This is a genomic window from Mycobacterium sp. 852002-51961_SCH5331710, assembly GCF_001665535.1.
GTDB lineage: Bacteria > Actinomycetota > Actinomycetes > Mycobacteriales > Mycobacteriaceae > Mycobacterium.
The window spans coordinates 1-19,779 of the sequence record NZ_LZSQ01000076.1 but is presented as its reverse complement, the minus strand read 5'-3'; the positions used below and the strand labels follow the sequence as shown (position 1 = coordinate 19,779).

Here is a 19,779-nt window from a genome sequence, read left to right as displayed (position 1 = left end):
TCCAGATCACGCCGAGACCGGCCGAGTCGCCGACGATGATCTCGACGTTGTCGGCGTAGGTCCCGCTGCCGCGCAGGTCCACGACGACGATCGCGCGCGAGAGTTCCTCGACGCGGATCTGCAGATGCCCGTAGGCCACCGCGTCCTCGCCCGGGCCGGTGATGTCGATCTCGATCGGTTCGGCGATCTCTGTGTCGCGGGCGACCGTGACGATCGTCGCGCTGTCGAACGACGAATACGCCTGCGCGGCAACGCGGTCAGCGGGCACACCGCCTTGGCCGAGCCGCTCGTCGTCACGCCCGACTGTTTCCACGGTGACTCCGGGGCGTTCACTCACGGCGATCGTCGCGCTACCCGAGGCGACCGCGGAGCCGTCGTGCAGACCGCGCAGGCGCTTCAACGGCGTGAACCGCCAGATCTCGTCGCGACCGCCGGGCACCTCGAAGGCGTTCACGTCGAAGGAGGTGAAGATCTCGCCCTTGTTGAGTGCCGACCCGGCCGGTGTCCCCTCGATCGCAGTGGTTAATTCCGACGACGCCACTAGCCCACCGCGCCTTCCATCTGCAGCTCGATCAGCCGGTTGAGCTCCAGCGCGTACTCCATCGGAAGCTCCTTGGCGATCGGCTCGACGAAGCCACGCACCACCATCGCCATCGCCTCGTCCTCGGTCAGGCCGCGGCTCATCAGGTAGAACAGCTGATCCTCGCTGACCTTCGACACGGTGGCCTCATGGCCCATCGTCACGTCGTCCTCGCGGATGTCGACGTACGGGTAGGTGTCGGAGCGGCTGATCGTATCGACAAGCAGCGCATCGCATTTCACGCTCGAGCGTGATCCGTGCGCGCCCTTGTTGACCTGGACCAGACCACGGTACGAGGCGCGACCGCCGCCACGGGCGACGGACTTGGACACGATGTTGCTCGACGTGTTGGGCGCCAGGTGCAGCATCTTGGCGCCGGTGTCCTGGTGCTGCCCCTCGCCGGCGAAGGCCACCGAGAGCACCTCGCCGCGGGCATGCTCACCGGTCATCCACACCGCGGGGTACTTCATCGTGACCTTGGAGCCGATGTTGCCGTCGACCCACTCCATGGTCGCGCCGGCCTCGGCCCGGGCGCGCTTGGTGACCAGGTTGTAGACGTTGCTCGACCAGTTCTGGATGGTCGTGTACCGGCAGCGCCCGCCCGCCTTGACGATGATCTCCACGACCGCCGAGTGCAGCGAGTCGCTCTTGTAGATCGGCGCCGTGCAGCCCTCGACGTAGTGCACGTAGGCACCCTCGTCGACGATGATCAGCGTGCGCTCGAACTGACCCATGTTCTCGGTGTTGATCCGGAAGTAGGCCTGCAGCGGGATGTCGACGTGCACGCCGGGCGGCACGTAGATGAACGAGCCACCCGACCACACGGCGGTGTTCAGCGCGGAGAACTTGTTGTCGCCGGCCGGGATCACCGTGCCGAAGTACTGCTTGAAAATCTCCGGATGCTCGCGCAGCGCGGTGTCCGTGTCGAGGAAGATGACGCCTTGAGCCTCCAGGTCCTCGCGGATCTGGTGGTAGACGACCTCGGACTCGTACTGAGCCGCGACACCGGAAACCAGGCGCTGCTTCTCCGCCTCGGGGATGCCCAGCTTGTCGTAGGTGTTGCGGATGTCCTCGGGCAGGTCGTCCCACGTGGCGGCCTGCTTCTCCGTCGACCGCACGAAGTACTTGATGTTGTCGAAGTCGATGCCCTCGAGGTTGGAGCCCCAGTTCGGCATCGGCTTCTTATCGAAGGTGCGCAGCGCCTTCAGCCGGATGTCGAGCATCCACTGCGGCTCGTTCTTCTTTGCGGAGATGTCCCGAACCACCGCCTCGGACAGCCCGCGCTGCGCGCTGGCGCCCGCGACGTCGGAGTCCACCCAGCCGTAGCCGTAGCGGCTCAGCGAAGCGATGGCCTCGTCCTGGCTGAGCGGCTCGCCTACCTTGTGGACCTCGGGTGTCGTCGTCATCTCGACGCTCCTTGCTTGTTGGTGGGGGCTGATTGGGCTGAAGCACTGATCTTTTCGACCAGCGGTACGTGCGTCGTGCAGGCGAAGTCGCCGTTGACGATCGTGGCGAGCCTCTGCACGTGGGTTCCCAGAATCTCGGCGAAGGCCTCCCGCTCGGTCTCGCACAACTCGGGGAACTCCTCCGCGACGTGTGAGACCGGACAGTGATGTTGACACAACTGGATTCCGTGGATGGATCCGGCGGGTGTCACCGATGTCACAGTGGTCGCGTAGCCGGCCTTGGTCAGCGCGTCGGCGACCCTGTCGGCTTTAGATGCAACGTCATCGGGGCCCTCGGTTACTCCCGCCAGGATTCCGTCGATCCGGCGGCGCGCGAATGTCCGCACGGCGTCGTCACCGCCGATCTCGCGAAGTTGGCGGAGGGCCGCCACGGCCAGATCGTCGTAGGCGTGGCCGAGCTTGGCGCGCCCCGCCGCGGTGAGGCGGTAACGCTTCGCGGGCCTGCCCCGGCCGGTGTGCTGCCAGGCCGCCGCGGCGCTGGCCTGCGCGTCTCCGGCCTCCATCAACGCGTCGAGGTGACGACGCACTCCTGCGGCCGAGATTCCGAGCTGTTCGCCGATCTCACCGGCGGTGATGGGTCCGGATTGGAGCAGCAATTGCACGATCGCCCCACGGGTGTGGCGATCGGCTCCTGCCTCCGGACTGAATTTCACAACACTATTGTGACGGAATTCGGAAAGTGGTGTAAAGCAAGGGCACCCTTAGCGTGACAAGAGCCATAACATGGGCGGTTACGCTGCTGAGGTGGCAGCCCGCCTCCCCTCGTTCAGCACGTCGATCGCCCGTTGGCACGCCGACGAACGCCCAGTGGGCTCACCCCTCAACGATGCCGAGGTCATCGCGCTGCGTCGGACGCGGCTGTTCGGGGCGACCGGCACGGTCCTGATGGCGATCGGCGCCCTGGGCGTCGGAGCCAGGCCGGTGGTGCAGGATCCGACGTTCGGTGTGCGGCTGCTCAACCTTCCATCGCGCATACAGACGGTGTCGTTGACCATGACCACCACGGGCGCGGTCATGATGGCGCTGGCCTGGCTGATGCTGGGGCGGTTCGCGCTCGGTGACCGGCGGATGTCGCGCAGTCAGTTGGACCGGTTGCTGTGGCTATGGGTGTTGCCGCTGCTCCTCGCCCCGCCTATGTACAGCCGCGACGTGTACTCCTACCTCGCGCAAAGCGAGATCGGCATCAAGGGTCTGGATCCGTACCGGGTCGGCCCGGCCACCGGCCTGGGCCTGGACCACGTGTTCACCCTCTCGGTGCCCAACATGTGGCGCGAGACGCCGGCACCCTACGGGCCGCTTTTCCTGTGGATCGGCCAGGGCATCTCCGCGCTGACCGGCGAGAACATCGTGGCCGCGGTGTTGTGTCACCGGGTGGTCGTTCTGCTCGGCGTGGGGCTGATCGTCTGGGCGACGCCGCGACTCGCGCGCCGCTGCGGTGTCGCCGAGGTGAGCGCGCTGTGGCTGGGGGCGGCCAACCCGCTTCTGATCATGCACCTGGTCGGGGGCATCCACAACGAGGCCCTGATGCTGGGCCTGATGCTGGCGGGCACCGAGTTCGCGCTGCGCGGCGTCGACGCCGCTACCCCGCTCCTTCCCAGACCGCTGTCCTGGCCCCACGACCGCGAGCAGTGGGCGCGATGGTGGCCCCTGGCGATGCTGTTGGTCGGCGTCGTCTTGATCACCCTGTCCTCGCAGGTCAAGCTGCCGTCGTTGCTGGCGCTCGGCTTCGTGGCGATGGCGCTGGCCTGCCGGTGGGGCGGAACCGTCAAGGCGTTCTTCCTGGCAGGCGGGTCGTTGACGGCCGTATCCGTCGTGGTGATGGCGCTGATCGGGTGGGCCAGCGGCCTCGGGTTCGGCTGGCTCAACACGCTGGGCACCGCCAACGTCGTGCGCAGTTGGATGTCGCTGCCGACCCTGTTGGCGCTGGGCACCGGGCAGGTCGGCATCCTGCTGGGGCTGGGCGACCACACCACCGCCGTGCTGGGCCTGACCCGTGCGATCGGCGTGTTCATCATCGCGATCCTGGTGACCTGGCTGTTGTTGTCGGTCCTGCGCGGGCGCCTGCATCCGGTGGGCGGGCTCGGCGTCGCGCTCGGCGTGACCGTGCTGCTGTTCCCGGTGGTCCAGCCCTGGTACGTGCTGTGGGCGGTGCTCCCGCTGGCAGCGTGGGCCACCCGGCCGGCGTTCCGCAGCACCACAATCGTCGTGACGCTGGCCGTCGGCATCTTCGGGCCGACCGCGAACGGCGACCGGTTCACGGTCTTTCAGATCCTCCTCGCGACCGCGGCGAGCACCGTGATCGTCGTCGCGCTCATCCTGCTGACCTACAACCGGTTGCCCTGGCGCAGCGTCACGAGTCCGCCGCACGAGCAACCGCCGCCACCGCCGCCCCAACCGGTGCGGCCCGACGCCTACGCTGAGTCCCCGTGACCCACTCTGGATCCGGGGCGTCCCCGGCGGCCCCCGTGCGCCTGAGCGGAGTCACCAAGCGGTACGGGTCGACGGTCGCGGTCTCCGAACTCGATCTCGAGGTGCAGGCGGCCGAGGTCTTCGCGCTTCTCGGGCCGAACGGCGCAGGCAAGACCACGACCGTCGAGATGTGCGAAGGCTTCATCAGGCCCGACTCCGGAACCATCAGGATCCTCGGGCTGGACCCGTTCGGCGACAACGCCCGGTTGCGTGAACGCATAGGCGTCATGCTGCAGGGCGGCGGCGGATATCCGGCCGCCCGTGCAGGCGAGATGCTCAACCTCGTCGCCTCCTACGCGGCCAACCCGCTCGATCCCGCCTGGCTGATGGACACTCTCGGACTGACCGAGGCGGCGCGTACGACGTACCGACGACTGTCCGGCGGCCAGCAGCAGCGGCTGGCGCTCGCGTGCGCAGTGGTCGGTCGCCCGGAGCTGGTGTTCCTCGACGAGCCCACCGCGGGCATGGACGCGCATGCGCGAATCGTGGTGTGGGAGTTGATCGATGGATTGCGGCGCGACGGCGTGACCGTCGTGCTGACGACCCATCAGCTCACCGAGGCCGAGGAGCTGGCCGACCGCATCATGATCATCGACCACGGCGTTCCGGTCGCCACCGGGACGCCAGAGGAGCTGATGCGCAGCGGCGCCGAGAACCAACTGCGGTTCCGCGCCCCGCGCAAGCTCGACCTGTCGCTGCTCGTGTCCGCGTTGCCGGAGAGCTACAAGGCCACCGAGACCGCCCCCGGCGAATACCTGGTCGAGGGTGCGATCAACCCGCAGGTGCTGGCGACGGTGACGGCGTGGTGCGCACGTCTCGACGTCTTGGCCACCGACATGCGGGTCGAACAACGAAGCCTCGAGGACGTTTTCCTCGACCTGACCGGGCGGGAGTTGCGGTCATGACGACGAATCGCTTTGCGCCGGGCACCTTCTCACCCGATCCGGGGCCGGCCACAGTGCAGAAGATGCTCGCCGCGCAGTTCGGCCTGGAGCTGCGGCTGCTGCTGCGCAACGGCGAACAGCTGCTGCTGACGATGTTCATCCCGATCACGTTGCTGGTGGGGCTGACGCTTCTCCCCTTGGGCTCGTTCGGCGAGAACCGCGCCGCCACTTTCGTCCCCGCGATCATGGCGCTGGCCGTGATCTCGACGGCCTTCACCGGGCAGGCGATCGCGGTGGCGTTCGACCGCCGCTACGGTGCGCTGAAACGTCTTGGCGCCACGGCGCTTCCGGTGTGGGGAATCATCGCGGGCAAGTCGCTGGCGGTGGTCGCGGTCGTCTTCCTGCAGTCGATCGTTTTGGGCGGCATCGGTTTCGCACTGGGCTGGCGCCCACACCTCGCGGGCCTGGCGCTCGGCGCGGCGATCATCGCGTTGGGCACAGCGGGTTTCGCCGCGCTGGGCCTACTGCTGGGCGGCACGCTTCGCGCCGAGATCGTGCTCGCGTTGGCCAACCTGCTGTGGTTCGTGTTCGCGGGGCTCGGCGCGCTGACGCTCGAGGGCGGCATGGTGCCGTCTGGGGCGCAGTGGGTGGCCCGGCTGACGCCGTCGGGCGCCCTCACCGAGGCGCTGACCCAGGCGATGACGTTGTCAGTGGACTGGTTCGGCATCCTGGTGCTCGCGGTGTGGGGTGCCGTCGCCGCGTTGTGTGCGCTGCGCTGGTTCCGCTTCACCTGAGACCAGCAGGGGCAGCAGGTATTCGAGCTGTCCGACCTCCTCGATGTTGTGCTTCACCCATGCGCGCATCTTGTCGTCCGGGAACCGCCGGCGCACGATCCTGTTCACGAACGTGAGCAGCGGTGAGCGCGTGCCGAGATCCATCACCGATACGTAGTGCGCGCCATCGGCGCCTGCGGACCAGGTGTGCTCGAGCTGGAAAATCGGAATTCCCGCGACCCTCCTGACCAGACGGATGCCGGTCTCGTCGAGCTTCTCGACCCGCGCGATCTCGTCGATCTTGAACTCGGGCCGCCCGCCGAACGCCTCGACCATGCGGAACCGCGCGCCGTCGGCGGCCCCGCCGTCCGCTGCCGGTCGCGCCAGCGCCCAGTGGATGTGATCGATCGGATGCCAGGCCAGGTAGCGGTCGATGACCTCTCCCCCGTACACCATCGTGTCGCCGAGGTGGGTGAACCAGTCCAGCAGCATCGCCGGGGTCACGCCGGCCAGCGGCCGATGGTCGATGGTGATGCGACGCCGGCCGTGGCGATGGTCGAGATACCGCACCGTCGCCGTGTCGACGGAACGCAGCGGAAAGAGAACCGGGCGAGCCATACCATCCTCCTAAGATACGCAACCGTTTCTTATCGGATCACGCTAAACTCGCCGCGTAAGATACGCAAGCGTTTCTTCCGCAGGAGTGTCGGATGCCACGTCGTCGCGGTGAAGAACTCGACGCGGCGATCCGCGACGCGGCGCTCGACCTGCTCGCCAAGCACGGTCCCACCGGGGTGACGATGGAGGCCGTCGCAGCGGCGGCGCACACGAGCAAGCCCGTGTTGTACCGGCGCTGGCCGGACGCGCCGGCGCTGCTGCGAGACACCCTGGTGGGCATCGCCACCGCGGCGATCCCCCACGAAGACACCGGCAGCTACCGCGGCGACATGCTGGCCGTGCTGCGGGGCTGGGCCGCCTTGTTCACCGGACCTCGAGCGCCGGTGATCCGGGCCGCGATCGCCGCCGGCTCCCACGACCCGGACCTCACCGAGGCCTTCCGCAGGGGTGTCATCGCCTGGCGCAAGGAGGAGATGGCCGCCTTGCTGGCACGCGGCATCGCCCGCGGCGACGTCCGTGCCGACGTGCCCGTCGAGATCGCGCGGGAGTTGGGGCAGAGCGTGCTGTGGCACCGGCTGCTGATCACCGGGGACCCCATCGACGACGACCTGGTCGTCCAGCTGGTCGACGAGGTGCTGGTGCCGTTCGTGGCACCGCGGTAGCCCGCTACTACGACTTGTAGTTGCACTGCTCTACGATCGAGTGCGTGCGACGCGCCTTTCTGCGGCTGGTCGATCTGCTGCCGCTGCCCAGCCTGCGGGCTCAGCGCGTCATCGCCTTCCTCGTCATCCTGACTCAGGGCGGTATCGCGGTGACGGGCGCGATCGTTCGCGTCACCGCGTCGGGACTGGGTTGCCCGACGTGGCCGCAGTGCTTCCCGGGCAGCTTCACGCCGGTTCCGGTCGCCGAGGTGCCGGTCGTGCACCAGGCGGTCGAGTTCGGCAACCGCATGGTCACCTTCCTCGTCGTGCTCACCGCGGCGGCCGCGGTGCTGGCCGTGACCCGGGTCCGCCGCCGCCGCGAGGTGCTGATCTACGCCTGGTTGATGCCGGCGTCGACGGTCGTACAGGCGGTCATCGGCGGCATCACGGTGCTGACCGGTTTGCTGTGGTGGACGGTCGCGGTCCACCTGCTGGCGTCGATGACCATGGTCTGGCTGTCGGTGTTGTTGTTCGTCAAGATCGGCGAACCCGACAACGGGGTGCCGGTCCGGCGGGCGCCGAAAGCGTTGCGGCAACTGACTCTGCTCAGCGCCATGGCCCTGTCCGCGGTGCTGGTGACGGGCACCCTGGTGACGGGCGCGGGCCCGCATGCCGGGGACAAGAGCGTCGACCGCACGATTCCGCGGCTGGAGGTCGAGATCACCACGCTGGTGCACACACACTCGGCGTTGATGGTGGCCTATCTGTCGCTGCTGATCGGGCTCGGCTTCGGCCTGCTGGCGGTGCGCGCACCCCGGCCGGTCCTGCTGCGGCTGGGCGTTCTCGTCGTCCTGGTGGTGGCCCAGGGGCTCATCGGCACCGTGCAGTTCTTCACCGGTGTGCCCGCCGCTTTGGTGGCGGTGCACGTCGCAGGCGCCGCGGCCTGTACCGCGGCCACCGCTGCGCTATGGGCGTCGATGCGAGAGCGGGCCGAGCCCGAACCGGTCGAGAGCTGACTCCACGGCGAGGACGAACGCGCGCTGCTGGCGCTCCCGTGTCGATTCGTCCAGTTGCATCCAGCCCAGCGACGGCTCGACGAGCTCGACCTCGAGCACCCGCGGATCGCTGCGCCCGCCGATGACGTCCACCCGCGCGTAGAGCAGCTCCTCGGTCGTCAGGTCCAGATGCGCTGAGGCTGCCGCCAACGCCGCGTGTCCGACGTCCCACACCTCGAAGTCGGGGTCCGCGGGACTCAGCGTCTCCTGGGCATAAGTGCCCGACGCGTCGAACGGCGGCGCCTGGCCGGGCTGCTGCAGAATCGGCCCCTTCGTGAAGGCGTGCGACTGCACGCCACCGATGAACACCAGCGCGGTCTCGCCGTCCTCGATGCGCGGGTCGAAGGGCTGCACCAGCACGGCGCGGCCCGCGTCCAGCAACCGGGCGGCGTGCTGCCGCGCGTCGTCGCGATTCGAAAAACGCAGCGTGTCAACCGATCCCACGCCAACAGCGGGTTTGACCACGACTTCGTCGCTGTTCGGCAGTCGCACCGTCTCCCCCGGTTCGAAGAATCGGCTCGGCACCGTCGGCACACCAGCCGCGGCCAGGTCGGCCAGATAGCGCTTGTCGGTGTTCCACGGCACCACGCGGGCCGGGTTGAGTAGATTGCGGACCCGCTGCGCCCATTCGAGGAACTCATCGAGCCGGTCGATGTAGTCCCACGTCGCCCGCAGAATCACCAGATCCGCCTCCAGCGTCGCGGGGTCGTCCCAGGACAACCAGCGTGCGTGCAACCCGTGCTTACCCAGCGCCGCGACCAGTCCGGCGTCGTCGCCGTCGCCCTCCGGCAGCGCCGGGCATCCGGCCAACACGATGCGCGGATGGAACAGGTTGGGCCGCGCGAGCTTCATAGTTGGCACGATAGAGCTATGCATGCCATCGAAGTCGCCGAGACCGGCGGACCCGAAGTCCTCACCTACGTCGAGAAGCCGCAACCGACTCCGGGCCCCGGCGAGGTGCTCATCAAGGCCGAAGCCATCGGCGTGAACTTCCTCGACACGTACTTCCGGTCCGGTCAGTACCCGCGGGAGACGCCGTTCGTCGTCGGCAACGAGGTGTGCGGCACCGTGGAGGCGGTCGGCGAAGATGTCGCCGCGTTGAAGGTCGGCGACCGCGTCGTCACCGCTCAGGCCAATGGGGCCTATGCCGAATACAGCGTCGCCCCAGCCGATTTCGTGGCCTACGTACCCGACGGCGTGAGCCCTGAGGCGGCTGCCGCATCTCTGCTCAAGGGCATGACCGCGCATTACCTGATCAAGTCGCTGTACCCGGTGCAGCAGGGCGACTCCGTGCTGGTGCACGCGGGGGCGGGCGGCGTCGGGCTCATCCTCACCCAGTGGGCCACCAGCATGGCGGTGCGGGTGATCACCACGGTGTCGACTCCGGAGAAGGCCGAGTTGTCGCGCGAGGCGGGCGCGGTGCGAGTGCTCGACTACCCGACCGACGCCGCGGCGTTCGGCGCCGAGATCAAGGAGATGACGGAGGGTGGCGTCGCCGCCGTGTACGACGGCGTCGGGGCCGCCACCTTCGAGGCCAGCCTGGCCAGCCTGCGGGTGCGGGGCACCCTGGCGCTGTTCGGGGCGTCGAGCGGGCCGGTTCCGCCGTTCGACCCGCAGCGCCTCAACGCGGCCGGCTCGCTGTTCCTCACCCGGCCGACCCTGGTGCACTACACCCGCACGGCCGACGAATTCGCCTGGCGTGCGGGCGAACTTCTCGACGCGATCGCCCAGGGCACGCTGACGATCACGGTCAGCGAGCGGTACCGCCTCGCCGACGCCGAACAGGCCCACCGGGACCTGCAGGGACGTAAGACCGTCGGCTCGGTGGTGTTGGTGCCCTAGTAGTGGCTAGAAGACCGTGGGCAGCGCCAGCACGGAGTCCACGGCCAGGGCCAGGAACACGACGGCCAGGTAGTTGTTCGACTGCAGGAACAGCCGCAGCGGCTTGACCGCCTCGCCGCGACGCACACCGTTGTAGAGCTGGTGCGCCATCACCAGGAACCATCCGCCCGCCAGCAGCGCCACGGAGGCGTACAGCCAGCCGGTGACGGGTGTGAGCGCCAGCGTCGCGGCCACGGTGAGCCACGTGTAGATCAGGATCTGCTTGGTGACCTGACGTTCGGTGGCGACGGCCGGCAGCATCGGGACGCCCGCGGCGCGGTAGTCCTCCTTGTAGCGCATCGCCAGCGCCCAGGTGTGCGGCGGCGTCCAGAAGAAGATGATCGCGAACATGACCACCGCGGGCCAGGCGATGGTTCCGGTGACCGCAGACCAGCCGATCATCACCGGCATGCAGCCGGCCGCACCGCCCCACACCACGTTCTGCGAGGTGCGGCGCTTGAGCAGCAGCGTGTAGACCAGCACGTAGAAAGCGATCGTCGCGCCCGCGAGATGGGCCGACAGCATGTTCGTCGTCCACCAGAGCCAGAAGAACGAACCGACGGACAGCGCCAGACCGAAGATCAGCGCGTGGCTGCGCGGGACCGTGGCCCGCGCCAGCGGCCTGCGCTCGGTGCGCTTCATCACCTTGTCGATGTCGGCGTCGGCCACGCAGTTCAGCGCGTTCGCACCCGCCGCCGCCAATAGCCCGCCGACCAGGGTGTTCATGATGAGTAGCGGGTCGACGGAGCCGCGGCTGGCCAGCAGCATGGCCGGGATCGTCGTGACCAGAAGCAGTTCGATGACGCGCGGCTTGGTCAGTGAGACGTAACCGAGGAGGATGTCGCGGATCCGCGTCCGGAGCGGCCCCGACGACGACATCCGGTCCCCGCCGACGAGGTGGCCGTCGTCGCGAACTCTCACGCAGATACTCCTGTCGAAATCGTCCCAGCGCGGGCGCTTCTACTACAGACGATGGTAGACCGCAGGGCAACGCCGACCTAATCCCGCCCGGCATCTCGCGCCGAGCGGCCTGCATTGGACGACCATCCCGCACTAGGGTGGATGAACGTGCAGCTGAGAAGAGCTCTATGCCGACCAGGAGTGCGCCTGTGACCACACTCGAAGAAATTTCCGCGCTGACCCGCCCGAACCACCCCGACGATTGGACCGAGGTGGACTCGCTGGCGGTCGACACCGTCCGGGTGCTGGCGGCGGACGCGGTGCAGAAGGTCGGCAACGGCCACCCCGGAACCGCGATGAGCCTGGCCCCGCTGGCCTATACGCTCTTCCAGCGCCAGATGCGCCACGACCCCAGCGACGTGCACTGGCTCGGCCGGGACCGGTTCGTGCTGTCGTGCGGGCACTCCAGCCTGACCCTCTACATCCAGCTCTATCTCGGTGGATTCGGGCTGGAGCTGAACGACATCGAGTCTCTGCGGACGTTCAAGTCCAAGACCCCCGGCCACCCGGAGTTCCGTCACACCAAGGGCGTCGAGATCACCACCGGCCCGCTCGGACAGGGCCTGGCATCGGCGGTCGGCATGGCGATGGCCTCGCGCTACGAGCGCGGCCTGTTCGACCCCGACACCCCTTGGGGCGAGAGCCCGTTCGACCACTACATCTACGTCATCGCCTCGGACGGCGACATCGAGGAGGGTGTCACCAGCGAGGCGTCGTCGCTGGCAGGCACCCAGCAGCTCGGCAACCTGATCGTCTTCTACGACAAAAACCAGATCTCGATCGAGCACGACACCAACATCGCGCTGTCGGAAGACGTCGCGGCCCGATACCGCGCCTACGGCTGGCATGTGCAGGAGGTCGAGGGCGGTGAGAACGTCGTCGGTATCGAGCAGGCCATCGCCGAGGCGAAGAAGGTCACCGACAAGCCGTCATTCATCGCGCTGCGGACGATCATCGGATATCCGGCGCCGAACAAGATGAACACGGGCGGCGTGCACGGTTCGGCGCTCGGCGAGGAGGAGGTCGCGGCGACCAAGAAGATCCTCGGCTTCGACCCCGACAAGACCTTCGAGGTGCGCCCCGAGGTCATCGAGCACACCCGCAAGCTCGTGGAGCGCGGCAAGGAGGCACACGCCAAGTGGCAGACCGACTTCGACGCCTGGGCCGAGCGTGAGCCCGAGCGCAAGGAGTTGCTCGACCGACTGCTCGCCCAGAAGCTACCCGACGGTTGGGATTCCGACCTGACCTACTGGGAGCCGGGCTCCAAGCCGCTGGCGACCCGCGCCGCGTTCGGTCAGGTGCTCAACGACGTCGCACCCAAGCTGCCCGAATTGTGGGGTGGTTCGGCAGATCTCGCCGGCAGCAACAACACCACGATCAAGGGTGTGAAGTCCTTTGGCCCGCCGTCGATTTCGACGTCCGACTTCACGGCGGACTGGTACGGCCGGGTGCTGCACTTCGGTGTCCGCGAACACGCGATGGGAGCCATCCTGTCGGGCATCGTGCTGCACGGCCCGACCCGCGCGTTCGGCGGCACGTTCCTGCAGTTCTCGGACTACATGCGGCCTTCGGTGCGGCTCGCGTCGCTGATGGACATCGACACCATCTACATCTGGACGCACGACTCCATCGGCCTCGGCGAGGACGGTCCGACGCATCAGCCGATTGAGCATCTCGCTGCGCTGCGCGCGATTCCGAACCTCTCCGTGGTTCGTCCGGGTGACCCGAACGAGACCGCGTACGCCTGGCGCAGCATCATCGCCCGCGGCAACGGCAGCGGTCCGGTCGGTTTCATCCTGACGCGCCAGGGCATCCCGGTGCTGGAGGGCACCGACGCCGACGGCGTGGCGCGCGGCGGCTACGTGCTCGGCGGCGGCAACCCCGACGACGCCGACGTGATCATCATCGCCACGGGTTCGGAACTTCAGCTCGCGGTGGAGGCCAGGAAGCAGTTAGCGGAGAAGGACATCACGGCATACGTGGTGTCGATGCCGTGTGTGGAGTGGTTCGAGTCGCAGCCGCAGGAGTACCGCGATTCGGTTCTGCCGCCCCGTGTTTCGGCGCGTGTCGCGGTGGAGGCCGCCGTCGCCCAGAGCTGGTACAAGCTCGTCGGCGACACCGGCGAGATCGTCTCGATCGAGCACTACGGCGAGTCCGCCGACGACAAGACGTTGTTCCGCGAGTTCGGGTTCACCCCCGAGGCCGTGGTGGCCGCCGCGGAGCGCTCGATAGACAACTAGTGATCGAAAGGTCTGGAAAGGCACAGAAATGGCTCAGAATCCGAATCTCGCAGCGTTATCCGACGCGGGCGTGTCGGTGTGGCTCGACGACCTGTCGCGCGACCGGCTACAGACCGGCAACCTGCAGGAGCTGATCGACACCAGAAGCGTCGTCGGGGTGACAACCAACCCGTCGATCTTCCAGGCCGCGTTGTCGAAGGGCCACGCCTACGACGATCAGGTCAAGGAACTGGCCGAACGGGGCGCCGATGTCGACGCCACCATTCGCACCGTCACCACCGACGACGTCCGCAACGCCTGCGACGTGTTGGCCAAGCAGTACGAGCTCTCCGACGGCGTCGACGGCCGGGTCTCGATCGAGGTCGACCCGCGGTTGGCCCACGACACCGACAAGACCATCCTGCAGGCGATCGAGCTGTGGAAGATTGTCGACCGGCCCAACCTGCTGATCAAGATCCCCGCGACCGAGGCCGGCATCCCCGCAATCGCCTCCGTTCTCGCTGAAGGCATTTCGGTCAACGTCACCTTGATCTTCTCCGTCGAGCGCTACCGCCTCGTGATGGACGCCTACCTGCAGGGTCTGGAGAAGGCCAAGGAGGCCGGCCACGACGTGTCGAAGATCCACTCCGTCGCATCGTTCTTCGTCTCGCGCGTCGACACCGAGATCGACAAGCGGCTGGAGAAGATCGGTTCCGGCGAGGCGATGAAGTTGCGGGGCAAGGCAGGCGTGGCCAACGCCCGGCTCGCCTACGCCGCTTACGAAGAGGTGTTCGTCGGCGGAAAGCGTTTCGAGGCGCTCAAGGCCTCCGGCGCCCGCGTCCAGCGTCCGCTGTGGGCGTCGACCGGCGTGAAGAACCCGGACTACTCGGACACCTTGTACGTCACCGAGTTGGTGGCTCCGAACACGGTGAACACCATGCCGGAGAAGACGATCGAGGCCGTGGCCGACCACGGCGTCATCACCGGTGACACGGTCACGGGCACGGCCGAGGAGTCACAGGCGGTGTTCGATCAGCTCTCGTCGATCGGGATCGATCTGCCCGACGTGTTCCGGCTCCTCGAGGACGAGGGTGTGGAGAAATTCGAGAAGTCGTGGCTCGAGTTGCTCGAGGCGACGCAGGAACAGCTCAACGCCGCCAAGAAATGACGGACTGGGTGAATCCGCTCCGCGACAAACGCGACAAGCGGATGCCCCGTATCGCGGGGCCGTGCGGGATCGTCATCTTCGGTGTCACCGGTGACCTGTCGCGCAAAAAGCTGATGCCGGCGATCTACGACCTCGCCAACCGCGGCCTGCTGCCTGCGTCGTTCTCGCTGATCGGGTTCGCCCGCAGAGACTGGGCCGACGAGGATTTCGGCCAGGTCGTCTATGAGGCGGTCAAACAGCACGCCCGCACACCGTTTCGCCAGGAGGTGTGGGACCGGCTCGCCGAGGGCTTCCGTTTCGTCCAGGGCACGTTCGACGACGATGCGGCGTTCGCCCGGCTCGCCGAGACGCTCGAGAAGCTCGATGCTGAGCGCGGGACGGGCGGCAATCACGCGTTCTACCTGTCGATTCCGCCGAAGGCCTTCCAGCAGGTGTGCGAGCAGCTGCACAAGTCGGGGCTCGCCAACCCGCAGGAGGGCCGGTGGAGCCGGGTAGTGATCGAGAAGCCGTTCGGTCACGACCTGGCGAGCGCTCGTGAGCTCAACGCCGTCGTCAACAGTGTGTTCCCCGAGGAGTCGGTGTTCCGCATCGACCACTACCTCGGTAAGGAGACCGTCCAGAACATCCTCGCGCTGCGGTTCGCCAACGAGTTGTACGAGCCGATCTGGAACAACAACTACGTCGACAGCGTGCAGATCACGATGGCCGAGGACATCGGGCTCGGCGGCCGTGCAGGCTATTACGACGGCGTCGGCGCGGCGCGTGACGTCATCCAGAACCACCTGCTGCAACTGTTGGCGTTGACCGCGATGGAGGAGCCGGTCAGCTTCGGTCCCAAGGAGTTGCAGGTCGAGAAGATCAAGGTGTTCTCGGCGACGCAGCCCTTGCAGCCGCTGGACCAGACCACCGCCCGCGGGCAGTACGCCGCGGGGTGGCAGGGCAGCGAGAAGGTGGTCGGCCTGCTCGAGGAGGAAGGGTTCTCGAAGGACTCGACGACCGAGACCTACGCCGCCATCACCCTGGAGGTCGACACCCGGCGCTGGGCCGGGGTGCCGTTCTTCCTGCGCACCGGAAAACGGTTGGGCCGCAGGGTGACCGAGATCGCGCTGATCTTCAAACGGGCGCCGCACCTGCCTTTCGACAAGACGATGACCGAGGAGCTCGGCCAGAACGCCCTGGTGATCCGGGTGCAGCCCGACGAGGGAATCACCACCCGGTTCGGGTCGAAGGTTCCCGGTAGCGCGATGGAGGTCCGTGACGTGAACATGGACTTCTCCTACGGTTCGGCGTTCGCCGAGGACTCCCCCGAGGCCTACGAGCGGCTGATCCTCGACGTGCTGCTCGGCGAACCCTCGCTGTTCCCGGTGAACCGCGAAGTCGAATTGTCCTGGGAGATCCTCGATCCCGTGCTCGACCACTGGGCGGCCGGCGGGAAGCCCGAGGCTTACGAGGCAGGGACCTGGGGCCCGACGTCCGCCGATGAGATGTTGCATCGCATGGGCCGGGAATGGAGGCGGCCGTGATCGTCGATCTGCCGGACACCACCACCAACGACATCAACAAGAAGATCACCGGCCTGCGCGAAGAGGGCGGCGCGATCACGTTGAGCCGGGTGCTCACGCTCGTCATCTCCCTGCACAGCGATGAACTGCTGGAGGATTCGATCGAGGCGGCGAACTTCGCCAGCCGCGAGCACCCCTGCCGGGTGATCGTCGTCGTACCCGGCGACCGCGATGCCGCCAAGGCCCGACTCGATGCGCAACTGCGCGTCGGCGGGGACGCGGGGGCGGGAGAAGTCGTCTCGCTGCGCCTGCACGGGGAACTCGCCGACCACGCCAACAGCGTGGTGCTGCCGTTCCTGCTGCCCGATACCCCGGTGGTGGCGTGGTGGCCCGCAGGCGGGCCACCTGTCCCAGCGAAGGATCCTCTGGGGCGGTTGGCGATTCGGCGGATCACCAACGCCACGCAGTGCCCGGATCCGCTGGCGGCCATCAAGAGCCGACTCGAGGGCTATACCGCGGGCGACACCGACCTCTGCTGGGCACGGATCACGTATTGGCGGGCGCTGCTGGCGGCGGCCGTCGACCAGGCCCCGCACGAACCGATCACGTCGGCGGTGGTGTCCGGCCTGCGCGACGAACCGTCGCTCGACGTTCTGGCCGGATGGCTCGCAGCCAGGATCGATGCGCCCGTGCAACGAGTGGTGGGCGATCTGAAGGTCGAGCTCATGCGAAAGAGCGAGACCATCACGCTGACACGGCCCCAGACCGGTGTCACCGCGACTCTCAGCCGAACGAGCAAGCCGGAGGCTCGGCTTCCGTTGGCGCGCAGGGAGGCCAAGGAATGTCTGGCCGAGGATCTGCGCAGGCTCGACGCCGACGAGATCTATTACGAAGCTCTCCAAGGCATCGAGAAGGTGCAGTACGCATGAGCGCGACCGTCGAACGGTATCCGGACACCGCGGCGCTGGTCGCGGCCGCGGGTGATCGCCTGGTCGCGGCCATCGTGGAGGCAATCGGTGAGCGAGGGTCGGCGCAGATCGTTCTGACCGGTGGCGGCAGCGGTACGGGGTTGCTCAAACGGGTCGCCGAGAGCAGCACGCGGATCGACTGGTCCAAGGTCCATTTGTATTGGGGCGATGACCGTTTCGTGCCCGAGGATGACGACGAGCGCAACTACAAGCAGGCCCGTGAGGCGCTGCTGGACCACATCGACATTCCGGCGGACAACGTGCATCCGATGGCCGCCAGCGGTGCGGAGTTCGGCGACGACCTCGACGCCGCCGCTGCGGACTACGAGCGTGTGTTGGCCGCGACCGCCGACACCGGTGAACCCGCACCGGACTTCGACGTGCATCTCCTGGGCATGGGCGGTGAGGGACACATCAACTCGCTTTTCCCCCACACTCCCGCCGTGCGCGAGACCGAACGCCTGGTCGTCGGTGTCGAGGACTCCCCCAAGCCACCTCCTCGCCGAATCACGTTGACACTGCCTGCGGTTCGACGCTCGCGGGAGGTGTGGTTCATCGTGTCCGGAGACGGGAAGGCCGACGCGGTGGCGGCGGCCATCGGCGGAGCCGATGCCGATGACGTGCCGGCGGCGGGCGCCGTGGGGCGCGAAGCGACCGTGTGGCTGCTCGACGAGGCTGCGGCGAGCAAGCTTTAAAGCTCAGGCCCCGATCCGGTGCCGGAGAGTCGGTAGCCCCGGGCCGTCGAGCGTGGACAAGAGTGGTTCTCGCCCGAGGACGCTCATCAGCAATGCTGCGGCCGGACCGCGGACTTCATCGCCTCGGCCCCACGACTGTTCGATGTCGGTGGCGTGCAGGCGCAGACCCTTGAGCCGGCTGCGAGGGAGGAAGCCGTACGCCTTGGGTCCCGTCAGGAATTCGAGCGCGGGCGCGATGCGTTCGGAAGCCGGTTCGTAGGGAATGCCGAGTGGGATCTTGATGTCGCCGCCGTGCGCGAGGATGTCGGTGAGCCCGGACATGGGACCCGTCACCGGCGGACTGAGGCGATGGTGTGCGCGCCTGCGGAGGGTGTCGGCGATCTCGGCGGCCGGCTGTTGGGCTCGGCGGCGCGCCAACTCGTCGATGGCCCGGCTGATGCCGCCGCGGCGAAGCGCGGTGAGTTGAAACGTCCAGAACCCGTCGGCGAACACGCTCACGATGTGGGCTGCGACCGTCTTGATGCTCCATCCCTCACAGAGGCTGGGAGTCGCCAGCTGTGCGTCGTCCAGGCCGTCGATGAGAGTCGCGATCTGCAGTCGCTCGTCGGCCACGGCCTCGAATACGAATTCGCGGTCTACGGGCATGTCGTCCTCCCTGAGTGCGTCCGATCAGTCGTGTTTCGCCTCGTATCGCAGCAGTACCGTGCCACCGGGGAAGGTGCGATTCTCCAACAGCCGCAGCGTGATCCACGACGGCAGGCTCGGGAAGAACCGAGTGCCGCCGCCGACCAGGGTGGGTGCGACGACGATCCGGTACTCGTCCACTAGTCCAGCCTGCACGATGGGTGCGGCCAGCGTCGCACCGGCCACCTCCAGGCTGCCGTCGGTCTCGGCCTTCAGCTTCCGCACCACCTCGACGGGCTCCCCGCGTTCCAGGCGGGAGTTCCAGTCGACGGACTCCAGGGTCCGCGAGAACACGACCTTCGGCATGTCACGCCAGACCCGGGCGTAATCGACGATCACCGGATCGGCGTCCGGAGCTTCGTCCGCGGTCGGCCAGTACGCCGCCATCAGCTCGTACAGTCGCCGGCCGTAGAACGACAGCGCGGTCTGGCGCTCGAAGTCGTTCCAGTACTGGTGCAGTTCTTGGCTCGGCTCGGACCAGTCGATGCTGCCTTGTGCGTCGGCGATGTAGCCGTCGACGGACACATTGAAGCCATAGATGAGTTTGCCCACGCGGATCAGACTGCACCCGCGGGAGAAACTCATCGCGACGCCACGCGAGACGGACGCCCCTCAGTGCCGTTCTAAGACGAACGCCTCGATCCGCCGCTCACCGGCCCAGACTTCTTCCTTGCGCAGAGCCGGACATGTTCACGCCCCGCGCCCAGATGCTCTCTCGCTCCTCCGGTGTGGCGAGCCGGGCGGTGGCATCCCAGGTGTCGCCCGCAATCGTGACCCTCGCCTGCGGGTATGCCCTCAGGTTGTAGTACCAGCCTGGGTGTCTGCTGCCGCCGTAATTGGTCGCGACCACCGCCACGCCGTCGGGGTGCGGAATTCCCAAAAGTGCTACCGTCCGCGGCTTTCCAGATTTGGCGCCGGTGGTGGTGAGGATGACTGTGGGAAGCCCGGCCGCGATTCCGGCGAAGCTGTATCGCCCTCCGCTGATCTTGTTGACCAACAGATCGAGGCGGTGTGCCGTCGGGCGAAAGACCACACGGCCGGCCTTCGTTCCGGCAACGCGGCGCAACACCCGATGAACGGACTTGCGTCGTCGAAGGAGCCAACAGCCATACCGGCATTCTTCCGCCAGCACCGCGACGTGATGCTCCTATCTCTGTTATGGGTCAAGCGGCGTCTATGGTCAGTGTGTTTAGCCATTGGCGGTAGTTGGTGGCGA

General features: G+C 67.4%; 19 protein-coding genes and 1 pseudogene. 11 read left to right on the top strand and 9 right to left on the bottom strand.

Going from position 1 to position 19,779, the window contains the following annotated elements:
• The 3 genes and pseudogenes from A5752_RS13100 to A5752_RS13090 form a co-directional block, all read right to left on the bottom strand.
• A pseudogene (locus A5752_RS13100) lies at nt 1-541 on the bottom strand (Fe-S cluster assembly protein SufD); the annotation flags it as partial.
• A complete protein-coding gene (sufB, locus tag A5752_RS13095) occupies nt 541-1,986 on the bottom strand; it encodes a Fe-S cluster assembly protein SufB (protein WP_067085824.1) in 1,446 nt (481 codons plus the stop codon). The gene sufB and the pseudogene A5752_RS13100, both read right to left, overlap by 1 nt.
• Nucleotides 1,983-2,699 (bottom strand): helix-turn-helix transcriptional regulator, encoded by a 717-nt coding sequence (locus tag A5752_RS13090; protein ID WP_067085820.1) that lies wholly within the window; start codon nt 2,697-2,699, stop codon nt 1,983-1,985. The genes sufB and A5752_RS13090 overlap by 4 nt, the downstream gene beginning before the upstream one ends.
• 70 nt (nt 2,700-2,769) lie before the next feature.
• Here A5752_RS13090 and mptB point away from each other — a divergent pair, with 70 nt between their 5' ends.
• Genes mptB through A5752_RS13075 form a run of 3 tightly spaced genes read left to right on the top strand, consistent with a single transcriptional unit; the run spans nt 2,770 to nt 6,193 of the window.
• Nucleotides 2,770-4,476, top strand: coding sequence for a polyprenol phosphomannose-dependent alpha 1,6 mannosyltransferase MptB (gene mptB / locus A5752_RS13085; protein ID WP_156613826.1), 1,707 nt, complete (start codon nt 2,770-2,772; stop codon nt 4,474-4,476).
• 35 nt (nt 4,477-4,511) lie between these two features.
• The gene (locus A5752_RS13080; RefSeq protein ID WP_067085815.1) at nt 4,512-5,420 is read left to right on the top strand and encodes an ABC transporter ATP-binding protein; all 909 of its coding nucleotides are present in this window, start codon (nt 4,512-4,514) and stop codon (nt 5,418-5,420) included.
• Nucleotides 5,417-6,193 (top strand): ABC transporter permease, encoded by a 777-nt coding sequence (locus tag A5752_RS13075; RefSeq protein ID WP_067085811.1) that lies wholly within the window; start codon nt 5,417-5,419, stop codon nt 6,191-6,193. The genes A5752_RS13080 and A5752_RS13075 overlap by 4 nt, the downstream gene beginning before the upstream one ends.
• Here A5752_RS13075 and A5752_RS13070 read toward each other — a convergent pair.
• Nucleotides 6,107-6,790: a hypothetical protein gene (locus A5752_RS13070; RefSeq protein WP_067085807.1), complete on the bottom strand. Its 684-nt coding sequence runs from the start codon at nt 6,788-6,790 to the stop codon at nt 6,107-6,109. The two genes, A5752_RS13075 and A5752_RS13070, sit on opposite strands and share 87 nt — an antisense overlap.
• Nucleotides 6,791-6,882: 92 nt before the next feature.
• On the opposite strand from A5752_RS13070, the gene A5752_RS13065 reads away from it, so the two are divergent.
• Together A5752_RS13065 and A5752_RS13060 are read left to right on the top strand one after the other, a co-directional pair.
• Nucleotides 6,883-7,452: a TetR/AcrR family transcriptional regulator gene (locus tag A5752_RS13065; RefSeq protein WP_067085803.1), complete on the top strand. Its 570-nt coding sequence runs from the start codon at nt 6,883-6,885 to the stop codon at nt 7,450-7,452.
• Nucleotides 7,453-7,517: 65 nt separating this feature from the next.
• Complete coding sequence (locus A5752_RS13060) at nt 7,518-8,447, top strand: COX15/CtaA family protein (protein WP_197500608.1); 930 nt, start codon at nt 7,518-7,520, stop codon at nt 8,445-8,447.
• Here A5752_RS13060 and A5752_RS13055 read toward each other — a convergent pair.
• Nucleotides 8,397-9,338 (bottom strand): ATP-grasp domain-containing protein, encoded by a 942-nt coding sequence (locus A5752_RS13055; protein WP_067085797.1) that lies wholly within the window; start codon nt 9,336-9,338, stop codon nt 8,397-8,399. The genes A5752_RS13060 and A5752_RS13055 overlap by 51 nt on opposite strands.
• A gap of 18 nt (nt 9,339-9,356) precedes the next feature.
• On the opposite strand from A5752_RS13055, the gene A5752_RS13050 reads away from it, so the two are divergent.
• Nucleotides 9,357-10,328, top strand: coding sequence for a quinone oxidoreductase family protein (locus A5752_RS13050; protein WP_067085794.1), 972 nt, complete (start codon nt 9,357-9,359; stop codon nt 10,326-10,328).
• Between the two features lie 6 nt (nt 10,329-10,334).
• Here A5752_RS13050 and A5752_RS13045 read toward each other — a convergent pair whose 3' ends face one another.
• Nucleotides 10,335-11,246, bottom strand: coding sequence for a heme o synthase (locus A5752_RS13045; protein ID WP_082963867.1), 912 nt, complete (start codon nt 11,244-11,246; stop codon nt 10,335-10,337).
• A 230-nt stretch (nt 11,247-11,476) separates the two neighbouring features.
• Here A5752_RS13045 and tkt point away from each other — a divergent pair, with 230 nt between their 5' ends.
• From tkt to pgl, 5 genes are read left to right on the top strand one after another with little or no spacing between them, the layout of a single operon-like run.
• Nucleotides 11,477-13,567: a transketolase gene (gene tkt / locus A5752_RS13040; RefSeq protein WP_067085787.1), complete on the top strand. Its 2,091-nt coding sequence runs from the start codon at nt 11,477-11,479 to the stop codon at nt 13,565-13,567.
• 28 nt (nt 13,568-13,595) lie between these two features.
• On the top strand, nt 13,596-14,714 hold the full coding sequence (tal, locus tag A5752_RS13035; RefSeq protein WP_067085783.1) for a transaldolase: 1,119 nt from the start codon (nt 13,596-13,598) through the stop codon (nt 14,712-14,714).
• On the top strand, nt 14,711-16,237 hold the full coding sequence (gene zwf, locus A5752_RS13030) for a glucose-6-phosphate dehydrogenase (RefSeq protein WP_067085780.1): 1,527 nt from the start codon (nt 14,711-14,713) through the stop codon (nt 16,235-16,237). The genes tal and zwf overlap by 4 nt, the downstream gene beginning before the upstream one ends.
• Nucleotides 16,234-17,145 carry a glucose-6-phosphate dehydrogenase assembly protein OpcA gene (gene opcA, locus A5752_RS13025; protein WP_067085827.1) on the top strand — a complete coding sequence of 304 codons (912 nt, stop codon included), beginning with the start codon at nt 16,234-16,236 and terminating at the stop codon, nt 17,143-17,145. The genes zwf and opcA overlap by 4 nt, the downstream gene beginning before the upstream one ends.
• On the top strand, nt 17,142-17,879 hold the full coding sequence (gene pgl / locus A5752_RS13020; RefSeq protein WP_067085776.1) for a 6-phosphogluconolactonase: 738 nt from the start codon (nt 17,142-17,144) through the stop codon (nt 17,877-17,879). The genes opcA and pgl overlap by 4 nt, the downstream gene beginning before the upstream one ends.
• 3 nt (nt 17,880-17,882) lie before the next feature.
• On the opposite strand, the gene A5752_RS13015 is transcribed toward pgl, so the two are convergent.
• The 3 genes from A5752_RS13015 to A5752_RS13005 form a co-directional block, all read right to left on the bottom strand.
• A complete protein-coding gene (locus tag A5752_RS13015) occupies nt 17,883-18,524 on the bottom strand; it encodes a maleylpyruvate isomerase family mycothiol-dependent enzyme (protein WP_067085773.1) in 642 nt (213 codons plus the stop codon).
• 24 nt (nt 18,525-18,548) lie between these two features.
• Nucleotides 18,549-19,115, bottom strand: a complete 567-nt coding sequence (locus A5752_RS13010; RefSeq protein WP_067085770.1) for a dihydrofolate reductase family protein — start codon at nt 19,113-19,115, stop codon at nt 18,549-18,551.
• 97 nt (nt 19,116-19,212) lie between these two features.
• Nucleotides 19,213-19,695 (bottom strand): nitroreductase family deazaflavin-dependent oxidoreductase, encoded by a 483-nt coding sequence (locus A5752_RS13005; protein WP_231983397.1) that lies wholly within the window; start codon nt 19,693-19,695, stop codon nt 19,213-19,215.
• Nucleotides 19,696-19,779 lie beyond the last annotated feature (84 nt).

What these genes read in the sequence shown, in the direction of transcription:
- A5752_RS13065 (WP_067085803.1), top strand. Translation starts at nt 6,883, where the DNA reads ATGCCACGTCGTCGCGGTGAAGAACTCGACGCGGCGATCCGCGACGCG.
- A5752_RS13070 (WP_067085807.1), bottom strand. Translation starts at nt 6,790, where the DNA reads ATGGCTCGCCCGGTTCTCTTTCCGCTGCGTTCCGTCGACACGGCGACG.
- sufB (WP_067085824.1), bottom strand. Translation starts at nt 1,986, where the DNA reads ATGACGACGACACCCGAGGTCCACAAGGTAGGCGAGCCGCTCAGCCAG.
- A5752_RS13055 (WP_067085797.1), bottom strand. Translation starts at nt 9,338, where the DNA reads ATGAAGCTCGCGCGGCCCAACCTGTTCCATCCGCGCATCGTGTTGGCC.
- tal (WP_067085783.1), top strand. Translation starts at nt 13,596, where the DNA reads ATGGCTCAGAATCCGAATCTCGCAGCGTTATCCGACGCGGGCGTGTCG.
- A5752_RS13075 (WP_067085811.1), top strand. Translation starts at nt 5,417, where the DNA reads ATGACGACGAATCGCTTTGCGCCGGGCACCTTCTCACCCGATCCGGGG.
- A5752_RS13015 (WP_067085773.1), bottom strand. Translation starts at nt 18,524, where the DNA reads ATGCCCGTAGACCGCGAATTCGTATTCGAGGCCGTGGCCGACGAGCGA.
- mptB (WP_156613826.1), top strand. Translation starts at nt 2,770, where the DNA reads ATGGGCGGTTACGCTGCTGAGGTGGCAGCCCGCCTCCCCTCGTTCAGC.
- A5752_RS13045 (WP_082963867.1), bottom strand. Translation starts at nt 11,246, where the DNA reads ATGTCGTCGTCGGGGCCGCTCCGGACGCGGATCCGCGACATCCTCCTC.
- A5752_RS13050 (WP_067085794.1), top strand. Translation starts at nt 9,357, where the DNA reads ATGCATGCCATCGAAGTCGCCGAGACCGGCGGACCCGAAGTCCTCACC.
- zwf (WP_067085780.1), top strand. Translation starts at nt 14,711, where the DNA reads ATGACGGACTGGGTGAATCCGCTCCGCGACAAACGCGACAAGCGGATG.
- pgl (WP_067085776.1), top strand. Translation starts at nt 17,142, where the DNA reads ATGAGCGCGACCGTCGAACGGTATCCGGACACCGCGGCGCTGGTCGCG.